The organism is Thiocystis violacea, assembly GCF_016583575.1.
Classification (GTDB): domain Bacteria; phylum Pseudomonadota; class Gammaproteobacteria; order Chromatiales; family Chromatiaceae; genus Thiocystis; species Thiocystis violacea.
This window is the reverse complement of sequence record NZ_NRRG01000015.1, coordinates 45352-62933: the sequence shown is the minus strand read 5'-3', so window position 1 is coordinate 62933 and position 17582 is coordinate 45352. Positions and strand designations below refer to the sequence as shown.

The following is a 17582-nucleotide window of genomic DNA, read 5'->3' as shown; positions in this document are numbered from 1 at the left end:
CCGGCCGGAGGCTGTCGGTCACCGGCGGTATGGACAGGATTAGGTGGTTTACGGAAACCTTGTACCCGCGATCCGACTAGTCATAGACAGGATTAACAGGATTTCGCAGGATTGACAGGATTTTATAAAATCCTGTTTTTAATCCTGTTAATCCTGTTAATCCTGTCCAATTCCGAAGCTTTCGTCGGATATGGGGTTTTCAGGAAATCGCCAAGGGCGCGCGCTCAGGCATCGTCGCCCTTGCGGCGGCGCAGCAGATAGATATCCATCAGCCAGCCTTTCTCGTCCCTGGCCTGAGCCTTGATCCGCCGCAGCTCGTCGAGTACCTCGTCCAGCGGACCCGCGACCAGCGTCTCGTCGGGGGTGCCCAGATAGCCGCCCCAGTAGATATCCATGTCCTGGCCGGTGAAACGCTGGAAGGAGGCGTTGTAGTCGAGCATGACCACGGCGTTGTGAAACTCGGCCGGGTCGCGGGTCTCGGCCTGACGGCCGGTGGTGATGGTGATGCTCTCACCGATGCGGTTGAGCGGGATTTTGTGCCTGGCGGTTAGAACCTGCACCGAGGTAATGCCCGGAATCACCTCGAAATCGAGCGGTTCCGCCGAGGTCGCGACCAGATCCGCGATCAGGCTGACGGTCTGGTCGTATAGGGATGGATCGCCCCAGATGAGGAAGGCGCCGGACTCCCCGTCGCGCAGCTCGTCGGCGATCAACGAGGCGAAGAGGGCGCGCTTCTGGTCATGCCAGACGAGAACGCCTTCCTCGTAACCGGGTTCCCGCATGGTCCGCGGCGGACTGGTCGCCGTGACCACCCGATAACCATCCTCGCCGAGATAGCGGCTCAGGATGTCGCGCCGGAGCCGCAGCAGTTCCTCCTTGCCCCGGCCCTCCTTTTCAAGCAGGAAGAAGACATCCGTTTTCTTCATGGTCTCGATGGCTTGTATCGTCAGGTATTCGGGGTTACCCGGTCCGACGCCGATCAGATAAATTTTCTTCATGTTGATTCGTCATTTTCGAACATTGGCGCGCGGAACCGGCACGCCCAGGTCGTGGCCGAGGACACGGTATCCTGGATAACAATCGCTGCCGATAACCACTCATTTTCCGTGGTGATGGCGGGGGAACCAAGCCTCGCAATCACCCTCGAACCCAGCGCTGTTTGATGGGCGCGACCCCAATCGCCACCGCGCTCCGGGGCTGGGACCACGCGGCGGTGGCGAATGCCGACAGGATCGCTTGCGCCGGCCCAAACAGTCTCATGAGCCATGGCGGTTTCGCCTATCCATTGGTAACATGCCCAATTCTCGGTGCTTTACCTACCCACGCCGGAGCCTAATTCGAGGCCGACGATCAAGAGAACCCGGAGCTGATCATGCGTATCCTTTTTGTCCACCCAAACTATAGCGCCGGTGCCGCCGATATCGCTGGCAACTGGTCGCCGGCCTGGGTCGCCTATATCGCGGGCTATCTGAAGGCGGGCGGCTACCAAGACTATCAGTTCATCGACGCCCTGGTGGACAAACTGGACGACGATCAACTGCGCGCCGCCATCCGCGCCGCCAAGGCCGACGTGATCGCAACCACGGCCATGACACCCATGATCTACACCGCGCAGCGCGTGTTGCAGATCGCCAGGGAAGAGCACCCCAACGCCATTACCGTGCTTGGTGGCATCCATGGCACCTTCATGTTCCAGCAGGTACTGGGCGAGGCGCCCTGGATCGATGTCATCGTGCGCGGCGAGGGCGAGGCCGTGACCCTGAACCTGATCCGCGCCATCGACGAAGGCCGTTGGCCGGCGGAGCGCGAGAAGATCAACGGTATCGCCTATCTGGATGACAACAGCCAAGTCGTCGCCACCCCGGCCGAGCCATCCATCAAGGATGTCGACTCCATCTGGCCGGACTGGAGCGTCCTGGAGTGGAAGAAGTACATCTACATCCCGCTCGGCGTGCCGGTCGCGACTCCCAACATGGCGCGCGGCTGTCCCTTCACCTGTAGCTTCTGCTCGCAGTGGAAGTTCTGGCGCGACTACCGCGTGCGCGATCCCAAGCGCATGGTCGACGAGATCGAGGAACTGGTGAAGGTCCACGGCGTCGGCTTCTTCATCCTGGCCGACGAAGAGCCTCAGATCAACAAGGCGAAGTTCGTCGAGTTCTGTCAGGAGCTGATCGACCGCGACCTCGGCATCCACTGGGGCATCAACACCCGCGTGACCGACGTTATGCGCGACGAGGACCTGCTGCCCTTCTACCGCAAGGCCGGACTGGTGCATATCTCGCTCGGAACCGAGGCCGCCGCTCAGCTCAACCTCGACCGTTTCGTCAAGGAAACCACGATCGAGCAGAACAAGCGCGCCATTCAGCTCTTGCAGCAGAACGGCATCGTGACCGAGGCGCAGTTCATCGTCGGCCTCGAAAACGAGACCCGCGAGACGCTCGAAGAGACCTATCAGATGGTCATGGACTGGGGCGCGGACATGGCCAACTGGTCGATGTACACCCCCTGGCCCTTCTCCGACATGTTTGCCGAGATGGGCGACAAGGTCGAAGTCTTCGACTATTCGAAGTACAACTTCGTCTCGCCGATCATGAAGCCGGACAACATCGACCGCGCCGAGCTGCTCGACGGGGTCATGGCCAACTATCGGCGCTTCTACATGCGGCGCATGTTCTTCCAGTATCCCTGGGTGAGAGACCCCTTCCGCCGCCGCTATCTGCTTGGCTGCATCAAGGCGTTCCTGAAGAGCGCCATGGAACGCCGCTTCTATCAACTGGGCGATCAGCACTACTGGGGACCGCTGTTCAAGAAACTCATCCGCTTCGACTACGACAAGAGCAAGACCAAGATCGTCGAGCCCGATCACAACGCCTGGAAGAAGGCGCCCGCCGCCAAGCGTCCGGCGGTCATCAGCGCGGTCGGCGCGGCGCCTCAAGCCTGCGGCGGTGGCCCCAAGGCTTGCGGTGGCGGTAACGAGCAGATGACCGAGGAGCAGATCAAGCAGTACGACAACGCCTGATCGGCCGCCAGCCCCCAGCTTTTTTGATCAAGTCCGACATGTTTGGAGGACTGAAAGCTGGAGGCTGAAAGCTGAGAGTCCATTATTCATTCGGCCCGTATTCGCCAAGGATGGTGAATACGGGCCTTTTCGTTTCGAGACCGAACCGATGACCGATTCCGCTCCCACCATCACCATCGACCTGCCCCCGATGCAAGATAGCGGCCCGCGCCGCGCCCGCGTGCTCATGATCCAGGGCACCGCCTCCGATGTCGGCAAGAGCCTGTTGGTCGCCGGTCTCTGTCGGGCCTATGCGCGACGCGGGCTGGTGGTGCGCCCCTTCAAGGCGCAGAACATGAGCAACAACGCGGCTGTCACCATGGATACCGACGCCCGGCCGGGTCCGGACGGCGAGACTCCGCGCGGCGAGATCGGGCGCGCCCAGGCGCTGCAGGCGCGCGCCTGCGGTGTGCCGCCCTCCATCCATATGAACCCGGTGCTCCTCAAGCCCCAGACCAATATCGGCTCGCAAGTGGTGCTGCGCGGGCGCGCCCTCGGCAACTGCCCGGCGCGGGTCTATCACGAGATGCGCCATGGCCTGATGCCGGCCGTGATGGACAGCTTCGAGCGCCTCTGCGCCGAGGCCGATCTGGTGCTGATCGAGGGTGCCGGCAGTGGCGCGGAAATCTATCTGCGCAAGAGCGACATCACCAACATGCACTTCGCCGAGCGCGCAGGGGCGCCGGTGGTGGTGCTCGGCGATCTGGACAAGGGCGGGACCATGGCCTCGCTGGTCGGTACCTGGCTGCTGTTGGATCAGGCCGACCGCGACCGGGTCGTGGGCTATATCGTCAACAAATTCAGAGGCGACTTCTCGCTCTTCGAACCGGCTTGCGTGACCATCACCGAACACACCGGCTGGCCCTTCGTCGGCATGGTGCGCTGGTTCGAGGGCGCGGCCCGGCTGCCGGCGGAGGATTCGCTGGCGCTGGAGCGCCCCGCCGAGACCAGCGGTGGCACCCTCAACGTCGCCATTCCGCGTCTGTCGCGGGTGGCCAATTTCGACGACATGGATCCGCTCGCCGCCGAGCCCAGCGTCAACCTGCGCTGGATCAATCCCGGTCAACCCATTCCCGCCGAGACGGACGTGATCATCCTGCCCGGATCCAAGACCACCCGCGCGGATCTGGACGTGCTGCGTCGCGAGGGCTGGGATATCGACATCCTCGCCCACGTTCGCCGGGGCGGGCGCGTCGTCGGACTCTGCGCCGGTTTTCAGATGCTTGGCCGTGTCGTGCGTGATCCCCTGGGCATCGAGGGCGATCCGGGCGAGACGCTCGGGCTTGGCCTGCTCGACATCGAAACCGAGATCGGCGGTGATAAACGTCTGATCGAGATCGACGGAGAGGACCGGCGCAGCGGCTGCCGGATCACCGGTTATGAGATGCACATGGGGCGCACCAGCGGAGCGGGACTGGAGCGCCCCTGGCTTAGGCTCGTGGACGGGGGAGACCCGCGTCCCGAGGGCGCCATCAGCCCGGACGGCCGCGTCATGGGCGGTTATCTGCACGGCATCTTCGGCGCGGACGCCTTCCGCGCCCACTGGCTGGAACAGGTCGGCGCCCTATCCTCGGGGCTCGATTTCGAAGCCCGCACCGAAGCCGCCCTCGACGCCCTCGCCGACCACTGCGAGGCCTGCCTGGACCTGGACGCCCTGCTCAAGCTGGCCCGCTGAGTTCGGAGGCTTCTCGGTAGGATCCGATAGGCGGCAATCGTGGTGAATGGCGATCGATTCCCGGATAGAGCCGAATAGGCGGCCTTATTTCGCCTTTTCGCTCCTGTCACCAACAATTCTCATTGTGGCCAAAGGGCGAGAGATTCGCCCATCAAGCCGCGCCATCAGCCGCTGGATCGGACGTTTAAGGCGGCGTGTTTTCAGTCGCGCTGACAGGCCGTCCCGACGAATAGGGCGGCCTGTCGTCAGATAGTTGAGGCTTTGGCGGCTATTTATCGCAGGCAACAGGATTCAAGTCATCCGTCCAGGGTGCGCCGACGACAAAGGTTTCCACGTCCCAGGCGGTCCAAGTCGATTGATCGGCAAAATCCGGTGTGGCGGCTGAGTCCGCGACGATGCCGACCAGTCCCCAGATGCCCGAGTGCAGATCGTCGAATGATACATAGGAGCGCAGCAGTATATCAGTGACTGTTCCACCGAGATTTTCAAAGGCAGACAGATAGATATGTTTCACAGGATCGATATCGCTCACGTCCGCGAGCGGTATCATGGTGATCTGGTTGAAGCCATATGCGGTACGCACCAAGGCCCAGATCTTCGGATCACAGGGGACGGGGAGGTCATTGGCGTCCTTGCAAGGAGGACTGAAGGGATTGTCAGGGTTTGCCGCATTATCGGCCGAGGCGCCGAGGGCATTGGGGTTATAGAAGAATAAATAGACATCCTGTGTTGGAGCCGTGGCATCTAGGTAAGCCTTGCCCGCGTTGTAAACCATCTTGAAGGAGAGCGCGTCTAACTTATCTGTCGTGCAGGGGGTATAAGAGGTTGACGTGGGCAAGTTTTTCTGTTTTCCGACCGCGTCGGCCGCACTGCCCTTGGGCTTGGATGCGGTGATCTTCATTGAGTAACTGTAGGCTGCGGAATAGCTCGCAAAGGGGATCAGGGTGAGACAGGCGGCGAGAAGGATGCTGAAATATTTCGACATGACAGATGCTCCGAAATGAAAATCCACGAACAGAGCGATTGTATTGAGGCTCTCTAGTGAAAATCGAGAATACAATCACGTTTCCCTGTCCACGCGAGCCGTTTGTTGCTCGTTGCTGAGATGTTTTGCACATCAATAGCGATTAACGGCCGACGGTGGAGTTACTGAAGCGGTTTTTGAACGGGCCCAGGTCAATCGCTGCCTGGAAGACTGGGTAGCGCCCCAATCGATAAGATTTCGTGGGAGCGGCTTTTAGCCGCGATGAGCGCCGACGCGAGGTTTTTCGCGGCTACAAGCCGCTCCCACGGCTGTGCTCGTTTGTCGTTATCCTACGAATCGAGGCACTACCCCACCCATCTCATCCCGGCACCGACTCCTGCAAGGAAACCGACTCCTTGCGTGCCTGGTGGTCGCCGAGAAACGCCTCGAATGCCTCGCGGCCGAGCGGTTTGGAGAAGAGAAAGCCTTGGCCGATCCGACAGCCTTCGCGTATCAGGAAGGATTCCTGGGCCGGGGTTTCCACTCCCTCGGCCAGGACATCGAGCGAGAGGCTCTTGGCGAGACCGATGATGGCCTTGGCGATGGCGACGTTGTTGATGTCGTTGGGGATGTCGGAGACGAACGACTGATCGATCTTGAGCTTGGTCAGGGGTAGCGCCTTGAGATAACTCAGGGACGAGTAACCGGTTCCGAAGTCGTCGATCGCTACCTTGACGCCCAGTTGACGCAGCCGCGACAGGCGCCGTGATGTCGATTCCGGCGATTGCATCATGGTGGATTCGGTGATTTCCAGCTCCAGTGTGGTTGGGTCGAGCCCGACCTTGGCCAGTACCGACTCGATCATGTCGATCAGGTCTTCCTGTTCGAACTGCTTGGCCGAGAGATTCACGCTCATCTGGGCGCTGGGCTGGATGAACCCCGCGTCCTGCCACGACTTCATCTGGCGCGTGGCCTCCCGCAGTACCCATTCGCCGATCGGGATGATCATGCCCGATTCTTCCGCCAGTGGGATGAACTTGGCGGGCGAGACCAGCCCCATCCCTGGGTGCCGCCAGCGGACCAGCGCCTCCATGCCGCACACCGCGCCACTGGCGAGATCGAGCTGGGGCTGGTAGTGGAGCACCAGTTCATCGTTGACGACCGCCTGGTGAAGATTGGCTTCGAGCAGCACGCGTTCGAACGCCTTGGCGGTCAGCTCGCGCGCGTAGAACTGGTAGCTGTTGCGGCCCTCTTCCTTGGCGCGGTGCAGCGCGGCATCGGCGTTGCGGACCAACTCGTCCACGGTCGTTCCGTGGTCGGGGTATAGGCTCATGCCGATACAGGCGCCAAGAAAGAGATCGTGGCCCTGGATCTCGAAGGAGTCGCCGAAGAGCTTCAGAATCTTGCGCGCCACCACGGCGGCGTCGGCGTCGTCGCGAATCTGGCCGAGGATGACCGCGAACTCGTCGCCGCCCATGCGCGCGATGGTATCGTCTTCCCGGAACAGTGAGCGCAGACGTCCGGCGACCGCCTGGAGAACCTTGTCGCCATAGCTGTGATTGAAGCTGTCGTTGATCTGCTTGAAGCCGTCCAGGTCGATAACGAGCACGCCGAGCTTGGCGCGGCGCCGGTGGGCGCCATGAATCGCCTGGCTCAGACGGTCGGCGAACAGCAGGCGGTTGGGCAGCCCGGTCAGGGCGTCGTGCTGGGCGAGGTGCGCGTAGCTGAGATCCTTCTCCTCGATCCGCGCGAGCAAGGCCAGGTGGTCGGTGATGTCGCGCGAGACCTCGATGATGCCGAGGATCTGGTTGGCCTCGTCCCGCAAGGGGCTGGCGGCGACCTCGAAGGTCCGCGCGAAACCATCTCGGGCGCGGTGGTTGTGCATCAGCTTGCAGGGAAGGCCGGTCTGGAGAACCTGTTCCAGCGGACAGGGATGATCCTCGCCGGAGCAGGGTAGCTCGCGGCCGTGCGATATCCGATGGCATTTGAGGCAGGACTCGGTGAGTCCGGTGTCGGCGATGGTTTCGCGCGCCACCCGGTTCATCCGCATCACCCGGTAATCGGCGCCGATGACCAGAAGCGGGTCATCGATCCCATCGATCACATGCTGCAGGAAGGCGCGCTCGCCCTCTAGGGCGCGTTCGGAGCGGTTGCGCTCGGTGATGTCGAGCGCGGTGAAGGTGGCGCCGGCGCTCGGATCCTCCTTGTCGAGGAGCGAGGAACTCAGGAGAACCTCGATCCGCTCGCCGTTCTTGCATTGCATCCGGGTCTCGATGCTTCCCGTGCCCGACTCCCGGATCCGTTGATATTTCTCGCGTCCGACCCGCTCGAATTCGGCCTGGTCGGGATAGAGGATCCGTGCGCTCCGACCCATGAGTTCGTCGCGCGCGTAGCCGAGCATGGCGCAGAAGGTCTCGTTGACCTCGCGGATCACGCGATCGACGACCAGTCCGATACCGATGGGCGCGGCCCGGAAGATGCTGCCAAGCGTCTGTTCACGCGCGCGCAGCCGGCGCTCGGCCTCCTTGCGTTCGCTGATGTCGCGGGCGATCCCGATGCCGAGCCGGCGATCGCCTAGGCGCATCGTCGAGAGCGACAGCTCGACGGGAAAGAGTTCGTCGTCCTTGCGACGTCCCTCGAGTTCGATGGTCTTGCCGACGGCCGATCCCTCGCCGGTGGCGGCGAAATGGCGGCGTCCGCGATCGGCCGCCCCTTGGTAGGACGCCGGAGCGATCAACGCATGCAGGTTGCGTCCCAGGGCCTCGTCGGCGCTGTAACCGAACATCCGCTCGGCGGCCGGATTCCAGGCGGTGATGCTGTCGTCGCGGCTATCGAAGATGACGAAGGCATCGCGCATGCTCTCCATGGCGACGCGCAGACGCTCCTCGCTCTCCGCCAGTCTCAGCTCCGTGGCCTTGCGGGCGCTGATGTCCTGGAGAAAGCCTTCCAGATGGGTCACCGCGCCCTGTTCATCGAACCGGGGGCGCGCGCGGCAGTTGATCCAGCGGATCTCGCCATCCGGCCCGAGGATCCGATAGTCGCTATCGTATTCGAGCCCTGTCGCGAGGCTGGCTTGGATGGCCTCCAGGACCGACTGGGCATCCTCGGGATGCAATACCCGCCGCAGGGTCTCGATGCCGGCGGGTGTCTCCGGCGGGAGACCGAACAGACGATGGATTTCCTCGGACCATTCCGCGGTCATGGTTTTCGCGTCCAGCCGCCAATGTCCAAGATGCGCGTAGGTCTGGGCCTCGCGCAGTTGCTGGTCGCGCTGGTCGATCCGATCGGCCATGCGGTTGAAGGCGGTGGCCAGGTCGGCGAGTTCGTCCCGGCCCTCTACGCGCACCCGCGCCGCGTAATGGCCACGCGCCAGTTCCGCGGTGGCGTTGCGAATGCGCCGGAGCCTGCCGATGACGAAATACTGAATCAGTCCGCCGGTGACGGCGAAGAGCATCAGGAAGATCAGCAGATGATCGCGCATGGAGCGCCGGAACAGGCTGTCGGCACGCCGCTCGATCTCCTCGACCGGCAACCGGATACTCAGGATGGCGCGCATATCGCCCTCGACATAGCCGGTGGCGGGCTTGAAGCGGGCGCCGATCCCCGCGGGCCAGGCGCCTGGATCGCCGTGGCAGGCCAGACAAGCGGCCTCGGCCCGGATGGGTTGCGTATAGACGTAGAAGCGCCGGCCCTCGGGGCTTGTGAAGGGCGTCAGGTGCTCTTCCTGGTCGGGGTTTTGCTGAAAGAAGGCGATCGCCTCGGACTCGATCGCGTCCGGCCGATTGTCGGGGTCGCGGCTCTCCCGACTGGCGATCCTGACCTCATGACCCGATGGATACCACTGGCCTATGTCCTGGGAGAAGCGCGCCAGCGCGTGCACGGGCAGTAGTCCAATGGTTTGGTCCGTGACCGGCAGTCCGGTTTCGGCGAAGGTTTTCTCTTGGACGTGGCGCGCGGCCATGAGCACCGTGCGGATGGTTCTCGCCTCGATGAGAACCGCGTCCTCGACGCTCTGGCGTGTCGCTTGGTAGTGATCGATCTGCATGACCACCAGCCCGATCAGCAGGGCCGCGCCAATGCCTAGCCAGAGTTTGAGCTGGAGTCGGGACATGCCAATGGACTTCGTCATAGCGTTCATCAGGGGGCCAGGCGTCGTGGGCCTTCAGGTCGGGCCGAGGGTTCAAGGCGTCGCGAACGGCGATAGGAGCGAACGCGCGTCGGCCCAGCCGGTCTCCAGGTCGAACGGCGCCAGGGGCCGACCGAAGAGATAGCCCTGAACCTCCAGACAGCCCGCCCGGAGCAGGAAATCCGCCTGCTCCTGGGTCTCGACACCTTCGGCGATCGTTTCCAGACCCAGGCTCGTGCCAAGCGCGATGATGGCGCGCACGATGGCATCGTCGTTGATATCCAGCGTGAGGTGCTCGACGAAGGAACGGTTGATCTTGAGCCGATTGAGCGGCAGGCGTTTCAGATAGGCCAGCGACGAGTAGCCGGTCCCGAAGTCATCGACGGCGAGCGTCACGCCAAGCGATCGCAGTTCCTCCAGGGCCAGGATGGCGCGCTCGGGTTGACGCATGATCATCGACTCCGTGACCTCGAGCTCCAGACGTCCCGGCTCGATGCCGGACAGGGCCAGGATCTGGCGGACCTGTTCGACCAGTCCGCCGCCCTCGAGTTGGTGAACCGAGAGGTTGACGGCGATCCGCGGCACGCGGAATCCCATTCCATCCCAGGCGAGGATCTGGCGGGCGCTTTCCTCCAGCACCCAGGCGCCGAGCGCGTCGATGATTCCGATGTCCTCGCACAGTGGAATGAAGGTCGTCGGAGAAATCATGCCGAGTTCCGGATGGCGCCAGCGGCACAGCGCCTCGACGCCGATCAGGCGCAGGTCGCCCAGGCCGAACTGTGGCTGATAGTGGATCAGGAACTCCTGGCGTTGCAGCGCGCCGCGCAGATCGTTCTCCAGGCGAAAACGGTCCGCGGCGCCTTCGTCCATGGACGGGTCGAAGGGGACGAAGGCGTTACGTCCGAGCGCCTTGGCCTGATACATGGCGATGTCCGCGCGCCGCAGCAGGGTGTCGATATCCTCCCCGTCGCGGGGATAGACGCTGATACCGATGCTCGCGGTCACGAAGATCTCGCGCACCCCGACCCGGAAGGGCTGATCGAAGACCGTCAGGAGCAGGCGTTGAGCGAAGAGCGTCGCGTCCGCCTCGGTTTGAATGTCCTCCAGGATGACGACGAACTCGTCACCGCCGAGACGGGCGATGGTGTCTTCCGAGCGCACCTGAGCCGCCAGCGCCTCGGCGACCGTCCTGAGCAGCCCGTCGCCGATCGGATGACCCAGCGTGTCGTTGATGATCTTGAAGCGGTCGAGATCGATGAACAGCAGCCCGACACGTCGTGCGTGGCGGCTCGCGCGTCGCAGACAATGTTCGAGGCGCGCCTGAAACAGGCTGCGATTGGGCAGGCCGGTGAGCGGGTCGTGATGGGCCAGGAATTCAAGCTGCTTCTCGGAGCGCTTGATGTGGCTGATGTCCCGGAAGACGCCAACGTAGTGCGTCAGCTCGTTGGAGCCGTCCAGCACGGCACTGATGGTCATCAGCTCGGGGTAGATCTCGCCGCTCTTGTGACGATTCCAGATTTCGCCACGCCATAGCCCGGTGCGTTTCAGCTCGCTCCACAGCGCCTGATAGAAACGTTTGTCGTGACGCCCGGATTGCAGCAGGCGCGGCGTCTTGCCGAGGATCTCCTCTTCCCGATAGCCGGTGATCTCGGTGAAGGCCCGATTGACGGCCAGGATGCACTCGTGCGGATCCGTGATGATGACCCCTTCCGCCGTGCTCTCGAAGACCCGCGCGGCCTGGCGCAGCGATTTATCGGCCTCCATCCGCGCACTGATGTCCTGAATGGCGCCCAGCAGCTTGATGACCTTGCCGTCCTGAAGCGCCGGTTGGCAGGTCAGTTGGATCCAGACACCGCGCTCGGCCTCGAGATCGCCGTCAAGGATCAGACGGATCTGGAGGTCGTAGTCCTGACCGGCCGACAGCGCGCGCTGGTTGGCCGCGCGCAGTTTGGGCCGATCGTTCGGATGGACGAGCCGCATCGCCTCCGTGGCGCGAAGCGAACGCTCCGGCGGAAGACCCAGAAGCTCGCGAGCGACCTGGGTGACATGCAACTCACGGGTCGATGGATAGAACTCCCAGCCGCCCACCTTGGCCATGCGGCCGGTCGCGTTGAGAAAATCCTGGCTGCGTTGCAAGGCGTCCGCGAACCCCTTTCGTTCTGTCATGTTCAGCACCGTGAAGACCAGACCCCGTTCTGGATTGTTGGCCACGAGGGGGGAGGCGCTCAACAGGACGTCCAGCCGAAGACCGTCCCGCCGCTGCCATTGCGTTTCGAGCGTGCGGGTTTCGGCCAGCGCCTCGCGCGCATGGATCAGGCGGCCAACGGCCTGATAGATTTCTTCGTCGCAATAGAGCCGTTGTGTCTCGCGACCGATCAGTTCCTCGCGCGCATAGCCCAGAAGCTCGCAGAGATAGGCGTTGACCTCGCGGATGACGCCCCCCTGCGAAACCCCGATGCCGACCTGGGCCGAGCGGAAGATCGCCGACAGATACCGCTCGTGCTCGGCGATGGCCGCCTCGGCCTCACGGCTGGCGCGTTCCTGGGCGATGACGTCGAGCGCGAAGGAAACGTCCGCCGACATCTCATCGAGCAAGCGGACGGTATCGGGCGCGAAGAAGGAGGGATCGTCGTCATAGAAATACATCGCCCCGATCGGCCGCCCGGCCTGCGACAGGGGGTGGATGGCGGCCGAGCGCAGTCCCTCGCGCTCAAGTTGGGCGGCATATTCCGATGTCTCGCCCTCTGGCGCGTTCCGCGTCCTGCCGGAGCCCGCTCGCGCGCTGGCCGCCACCAGTGTCCGCGCGGCCTCCAGGCTCAGGCCCTGGACGACGACCAGGCGCGGATCCTCCGCCTCCGGCGCGCCGAGCGCGATCGCGCAGACCTTGATGCCACCGAGGACCACGGCGATCCGGCAGATCTCGCGCAGCAGGCTGTCTTCATCCTTGCAGCGCACCATGGCCTGACTGCAAGCGCTGGAGGTGTTGTAGAGATTGGCCATGCGGGCGGCGAGCGCCTCGGCCCGCTTGCGCTCGGTGATATCCCGGTTGACGCCGCGCTGCCCAAGATAACGGCCGTCCGTCGAGATGACCGGGCCGCGAACGTTCTCGATCCAGCGTTCCTGGCCGTCGCGTGCGAGCAGGCGGAATTCCAGTCCATCCCGATCTCCGTCCTGGGGCCGCGCGCCCTTGGCGTTGTGCCGGATCCAGCTCGCTCGATCGTCCGGGTGAACGAGCCGGCCGAGCAGGTCTGGATCCGCGATGAAGGCCTCGGGGCCGTAACCGGTGAGGCGGGCGCAGGCCGGCGAGACGTAGCGATAGCCACCGGCGGGACCGAGCCAATATTCCCAATCCGGGCTGTACTCGGCGAGTACCCGAAAATTCTCCCGGCTCTCGCGCAACAGCTCCTCGTCATGTCGGCGGTCGAGAAAGACGGCGACGTGGGTGGCGATGGTGTCGAGCAGCGTCTGTTCCTCGTCCAGGAAGAACAGATCCTCGGTTTCCGGCGGTTGCTCGCGATAGGCGATGCGGATCTCGCCCTCCAGCCCGCTCGCGAGCGGAACGCCAGAGCGCAGCGTCCATTGAGTCGGGCGGAAACCGGGGGTCGCGAGCGTGATCTCGGGCAAGCGGATGCTGGCCTCGGCCAGCGCGGGGAACCTCCAGGCCGCGGGGAGATGTTCGACCAGACGCCGCAGCACCTCCTCGGTCGGTCGATCGGCATGGCTGGTTTCGGCGAGGACATGGTGCAGCGCGGCCAACTCCCGGAGCCGCCCCTGGAGGTCGGCCTCGCTGTGCCGCAGCCGTTCGGTCGTCGCGATGACGGTGAGACGTTGTTCCGTCGCCTCGCGGCGGTCGATCACGACACAGACGAAATGCGCCGCTTCATCCTGGGATTCGGGTAGCGGCGCGAGATGCAGATCGCCGATGAAGCCGCCGGCGTCCGCGTTCTTGAAGCGGACGTCCGTCAAGTGCAATGACCGACCGGCGGCGAGTGGCGTCCAGGCGCCGATCACCCGCTCCCGGTCGCACTCGGCGATCAGTCGCGAGAAGAAATGATGGCGCAGATAGGAGCGATCCAGCCCGAACAAGGCTTGCGCGCCGGCGTTGGTTTCCTTGACCAGCCCCTGACGATCGATCACCAGTCCGGCGACCGGCAGACCCTGGAATAGGGACGCGAATCGCGCCAGCGCCTCTTGAGTCTGGCGCTGGCCGTGCATCAGCTCGTCGTTCTGAATCTCAAGCTCGGCCTGATGGACGCGCAGGTTCTCGACCAGCTCGCGCACTTCGATATCGTCGGTTCGCAGGAACCGATCGGCGAGATCGAAGCGCTTCTGGCGCAACGCCGCGAGGGCGCGCTCGCGATAGGCGTCGGCTGGGGTGTCGAGCGCCTCCTGGAGTGCTTCGCGCTGGGTCTGGTCGACCTGTTCGACGGGTGTTTTTTTCATACGACCACCAGGAGCCTGACTCTCAACGGCATGGTGAACTCTGGACCGCCGGGGCGGTCTCGACGACGCGCTCGGCATGGCTGGATGCGTCTCTCCCGCGCACTAGATCGGGGCGGCGAGGCTGGGCGCCGGTTGCTCGGAGCGATTGCGCGCACCCAGGATGGCCCCCAGCAATTCGCTTGTGCGAAAGGGCTTGGAGAGACAGGCCTCCGCCCCCGCGTCCAGGATGCGGGTGACGTTTTCGGGTGTGTCGTAGCCCGTCATGGCGATCACGCGCAGACGGCGGGTCTCCGGATCGCGGCGCAACCCCTGGCAAATGGCGAAGCCGTCGAGGCCGGGCAGCATCAGGTCGAGCAGGATCAGGTTGGGCTGAAAACGCTGGAGCCGCCGTCCGGCCTCGAAGCCCTCGCGCGCGGTTTCCACCTCGGGTGCTGGATCGAGCGTTCCCAGGGCCTCTTGGATGAAGAGCGCGAACTGCGGATCGTCCTCCACCAGCAAGATGCGCAGAGGCTCCGGGGCGGCCGAGAGCCGCGTCATCCCGCGCTGGCGCGCGAACAGGGCCAGATCCGCGTGGGCGAATCGGCGATGTCCGCCGGGGGTGGCGTGAGACGGCAACTCGCCCTTGCGAGCCCAGACCCGAAGCGTGGCGGGCGAGACGCCGAGCAGGCTGGCGGCTTCCATGGGAGTCAATAAGCGTCTGGGCGACATATCCTTACCCCTCGCCTTGGCCGCGAGAATGAAGTTATCGATTCGAGCGATTTTACCGATAGTATCGATTCGGAATGGGGCTCCCGAGGGAGGGCGTCGAGGATTGCCTGACCTGGATCAGGTTCGACGCCGGAATCGAACCCCTGGACGACTGGACCGCTCCAGGTCCGGGGCCTTACGACATCACCGCGGATTCATTGCTTGGGTAGGCTCATGATCGACTCTCGAACGGCTTCGCTGCTGAACCTGGTGCTGCGCGAATGGGGGCCGGGCGGATATCTGTGCTGGGAGGCGGGAGGCGAGATCGTCGGCGCGAGCGAGGACTTCGCGCGATGGCTCGGCCTGATCGAACCGCCGTCCCTGGGGGCGCCGATCGCGCGCTTCTGGGAACGACTGAGTCGGCGGTGCGCGAGCGATCCTGAGGAATTGCGGCAAGCACTCGCGACGCTCGATCACCTCGATCTGAGGGTTCGCGAGGATGGCCAACCCCTGGAACGGCGGATACGCCTCTCGCTGCGCACCCTGTGCGAGCCGGACATCCGGCACGTCCTGCTGGTTCGGGATTTGAGCGGATCCCTTGCGGCGGAGCTTGCCACGCGCGCGAACGACGCGCGGATCTCCATGGTCCCACCGCGGGATACGCTGGGCGAGGTCCGGCTGTGTCTGGCCTTCGAGGATGTCAGGGAGCGCCTGACCACCGAGGCCGAGCTGAAGTGCTATCGGGACATGGTGGAGGCGAGCAGCGATGCCCTGGTCTTCATCGATCGCGCGCTCAGATATCGGGTGGTCAATGTCGCCTATGCGCGACTCTGGCGGCGATCCGCGAAAGCGGTTCTGGGCAAGCGCGTCGAGGATGTCGTGGGCCGGGAGTTGTTCGAGACCAAGCTCAAGGCGCGCCTCCAGCGCTGTCTCGATGGCGGCTGCGAGGCGTTGTCGTTCGTCGATGAGATCCTTGTCGCCCCTGGTGTCGCGAAACACATGGAGTCGACCTACACGCCGCATCGTGGCGACGAGGGCGCGGTGATCGGCATCCTGGTCACTATCCGCGACGTCACCGAGCGCGTCGCGGCGGAACTGGCCGTGCGCGACAGCGAGCAGCGCGCCCGTGCCCTCCTGGACGCCATGCCGGATCTCATGTTCCGTCTCGATCGCGCGGGCGTCTATCTGGACTACAAGGCGAACCGCGAGGAATTGATGGTCCAGGATACGGACCTGATCGGCCAGCGCGTTCGAGACATCACGCCCACCGCGTTCGCCGATCTGATCGAGGACAAGATCGCCGCCACGCTCGCCTCGTCCGGGTTTCAGGAGTTCGAATACGCCCTGGAGATCCCCGGACGCGGTCGGCGGGAGTGGGAGGCGCGCATGGTGCGCTCGGGGGCCGGGGAGGTGATCGCGACCGTGCGCGACATCACCGATCGCAAGGCCGCGGCGGCGCGTTTGCATACCCTGTCCTTTGTCGTGGAGCAGTCGCGCGAGGCGATCCTGCTGACCGACGTCGCCTTCCGCGTCACCTATCTGAATGCCGCCTTTCAGACGATGTTCGGTTGGTCGCTCGATGAGTTGCGGGGCCAGAGGCCGGATCGGCTCAACGCGGAACCGGATTCGGTCGCCCATCAGACCAACCTCTATCGCCGGCTGGAGTCCGGCCAGGAGGTGTTCAGCGAGGCGATCAACCGACGCAAGGATGGCTCGCTGTTTCACTGCCAGTTTTGGGTTTCTCCCTTGCGCGACGAGGAAGGCCGGTTGGTCGGCTACATGGGTTCGCAGCGCGACGTCAGCGAGCCCCGACGCTTGCGGCAAGCGCTCATCCAGACACAGAAAATGGAGGCCATCGGGCGGCTCACCGGAGGCATCGCTCACGATTTCAACAATATCCTGGGGAGTGTGCTGGGATTCGCCGAACTGGCCAGGCGGCGCCATGGCGGCGCCGACGCCAAGCTCGACGCCTATCTGGAGCAGATCGATATTGCCGGCACCCGCGCCCGCGATCTGGTCCGGCAGCTCCTGATCTTTTCTCGCGGCGATCGCACCGCCAAGGCCCGTCCACTCCCGCTCGCGCCCATGGTCGAGGAGGTCATGCGGATGCTACGGCCGATCCTGCCGGCCAATCTGGACATCCGCCTCAAGCTGCCGGACACGCCGCTCAGGGTCAGGGTCGACCCGCCGCATTTCCAGCAAATCCTGATGAACCTGGCCCTGAACGCCAGGGACGCCATGCCGGAGGGAGGCGTGCTCGGCGTGACCCTGCGTGCCTCCCGCCTGGACGATGGTCTGGAATGCCTCGTCTGTGCCGAGCCAGTCGATGGTGATTGGGTCGAACTGATCGTCTCCGATACCGGCGGCGGCATTCCCAGCGAGCACCTGGATCTGGTCTTCCAGCCCTTTTTCACCACCAAGGCGGTGGGCGATGGGTCCGGGATGGGGTTGGCCGTGGTCGCCGGATTGACGCGCACCTATGAGGGACACGTCCTGGTTCGCTCGCGGCTCGGGCAGGGCAGCGCCTTCCATCTGCTGTTGCCGCCGGTGGATCCTATGACCGGCACGGATACCGAGTAGCCGCGTGACCCATCATCCCAAGCACCCGGTACCGACGGAAGCCGGTCAA

8 protein-coding genes are annotated in these 17582 nt (G+C 64.0%); 3 read left to right on the top strand and 5 right to left on the bottom strand.

Annotated features, from left to right (window positions below; genetic code table 11):
* Positions 1 to 224: 224 nt before the first annotated feature.
* Complete coding sequence (gene cobF, locus CKO27_RS09665) at positions 225 to 998, bottom strand: precorrin-6A synthase (deacetylating) (RefSeq protein WP_200374678.1); 774 nt, start codon at positions 996 to 998, stop codon at positions 225 to 227.
* 374 nt (positions 999 to 1372) lie between these two features.
* On the opposite strand from cobF, the gene bchE reads away from it, so the two are divergent.
* Both bchE and CKO27_RS09655 read left to right on the top strand, forming a co-directional pair.
* Positions 1373 to 3019 carry a magnesium-protoporphyrin IX monomethyl ester anaerobic oxidative cyclase gene (gene bchE, locus CKO27_RS09660; RefSeq protein WP_200374677.1) on the top strand — a complete coding sequence of 549 codons (1647 nt, stop codon included), beginning with the start codon at positions 1373 to 1375 and terminating at the stop codon, positions 3017 to 3019.
* A 148-nt stretch (positions 3020 to 3167) separates the two neighbouring features.
* Positions 3168 to 4733, top strand: coding sequence for a cobyric acid synthase (locus tag CKO27_RS09655; RefSeq protein WP_200374676.1), 1566 nt, complete (start codon positions 3168 to 3170; stop codon positions 4731 to 4733).
* A gap of 268 nt (positions 4734 to 5001) precedes the next feature.
* On the opposite strand, the gene CKO27_RS09650 is transcribed toward CKO27_RS09655, so the two are convergent.
* The 4 genes from CKO27_RS09650 to CKO27_RS09635 all read right to left on the bottom strand — a co-directional run bounded on the left by CKO27_RS09650 (position 5002) and on the right by CKO27_RS09635 (position 14947).
* The gene (locus CKO27_RS09650; protein ID WP_200374675.1) at positions 5002 to 5718 is read right to left on the bottom strand and encodes a hypothetical protein; all 717 of its coding nucleotides are present in this window, start codon (positions 5716 to 5718) and stop codon (positions 5002 to 5004) included.
* A 358-nt stretch (positions 5719 to 6076) separates the two neighbouring features.
* Positions 6077 to 9826: an EAL domain-containing protein gene (locus CKO27_RS09645; protein ID WP_200374674.1), complete on the bottom strand. Its 3750-nt coding sequence runs from the start codon at positions 9824 to 9826 to the stop codon at positions 6077 to 6079.
* Positions 9827 to 9877: 51 nt separating this feature from the next.
* Entirely contained in the window at positions 9878 to 14266 is a 4389-nt protein-coding gene (locus CKO27_RS09640; RefSeq protein WP_200374673.1) for an EAL domain-containing protein, read from the bottom strand.
* Between the two features lie 102 nt (positions 14267 to 14368).
* Complete coding sequence (locus CKO27_RS09635; RefSeq protein WP_200374672.1) at positions 14369 to 14947, bottom strand: response regulator; 579 nt, start codon at positions 14945 to 14947, stop codon at positions 14369 to 14371.
* Positions 14948 to 15187: 240 nt separating this feature from the next.
* Here CKO27_RS09635 and CKO27_RS09630 point away from each other — a divergent pair, with 240 nt between their 5' ends.
* Positions 15188 to 17533, top strand: coding sequence for a PAS domain-containing sensor histidine kinase (locus CKO27_RS09630; RefSeq protein ID WP_200374671.1), 2346 nt, complete (start codon positions 15188 to 15190; stop codon positions 17531 to 17533).
* Positions 17534 to 17582: the final 49 nt, after the last annotated feature.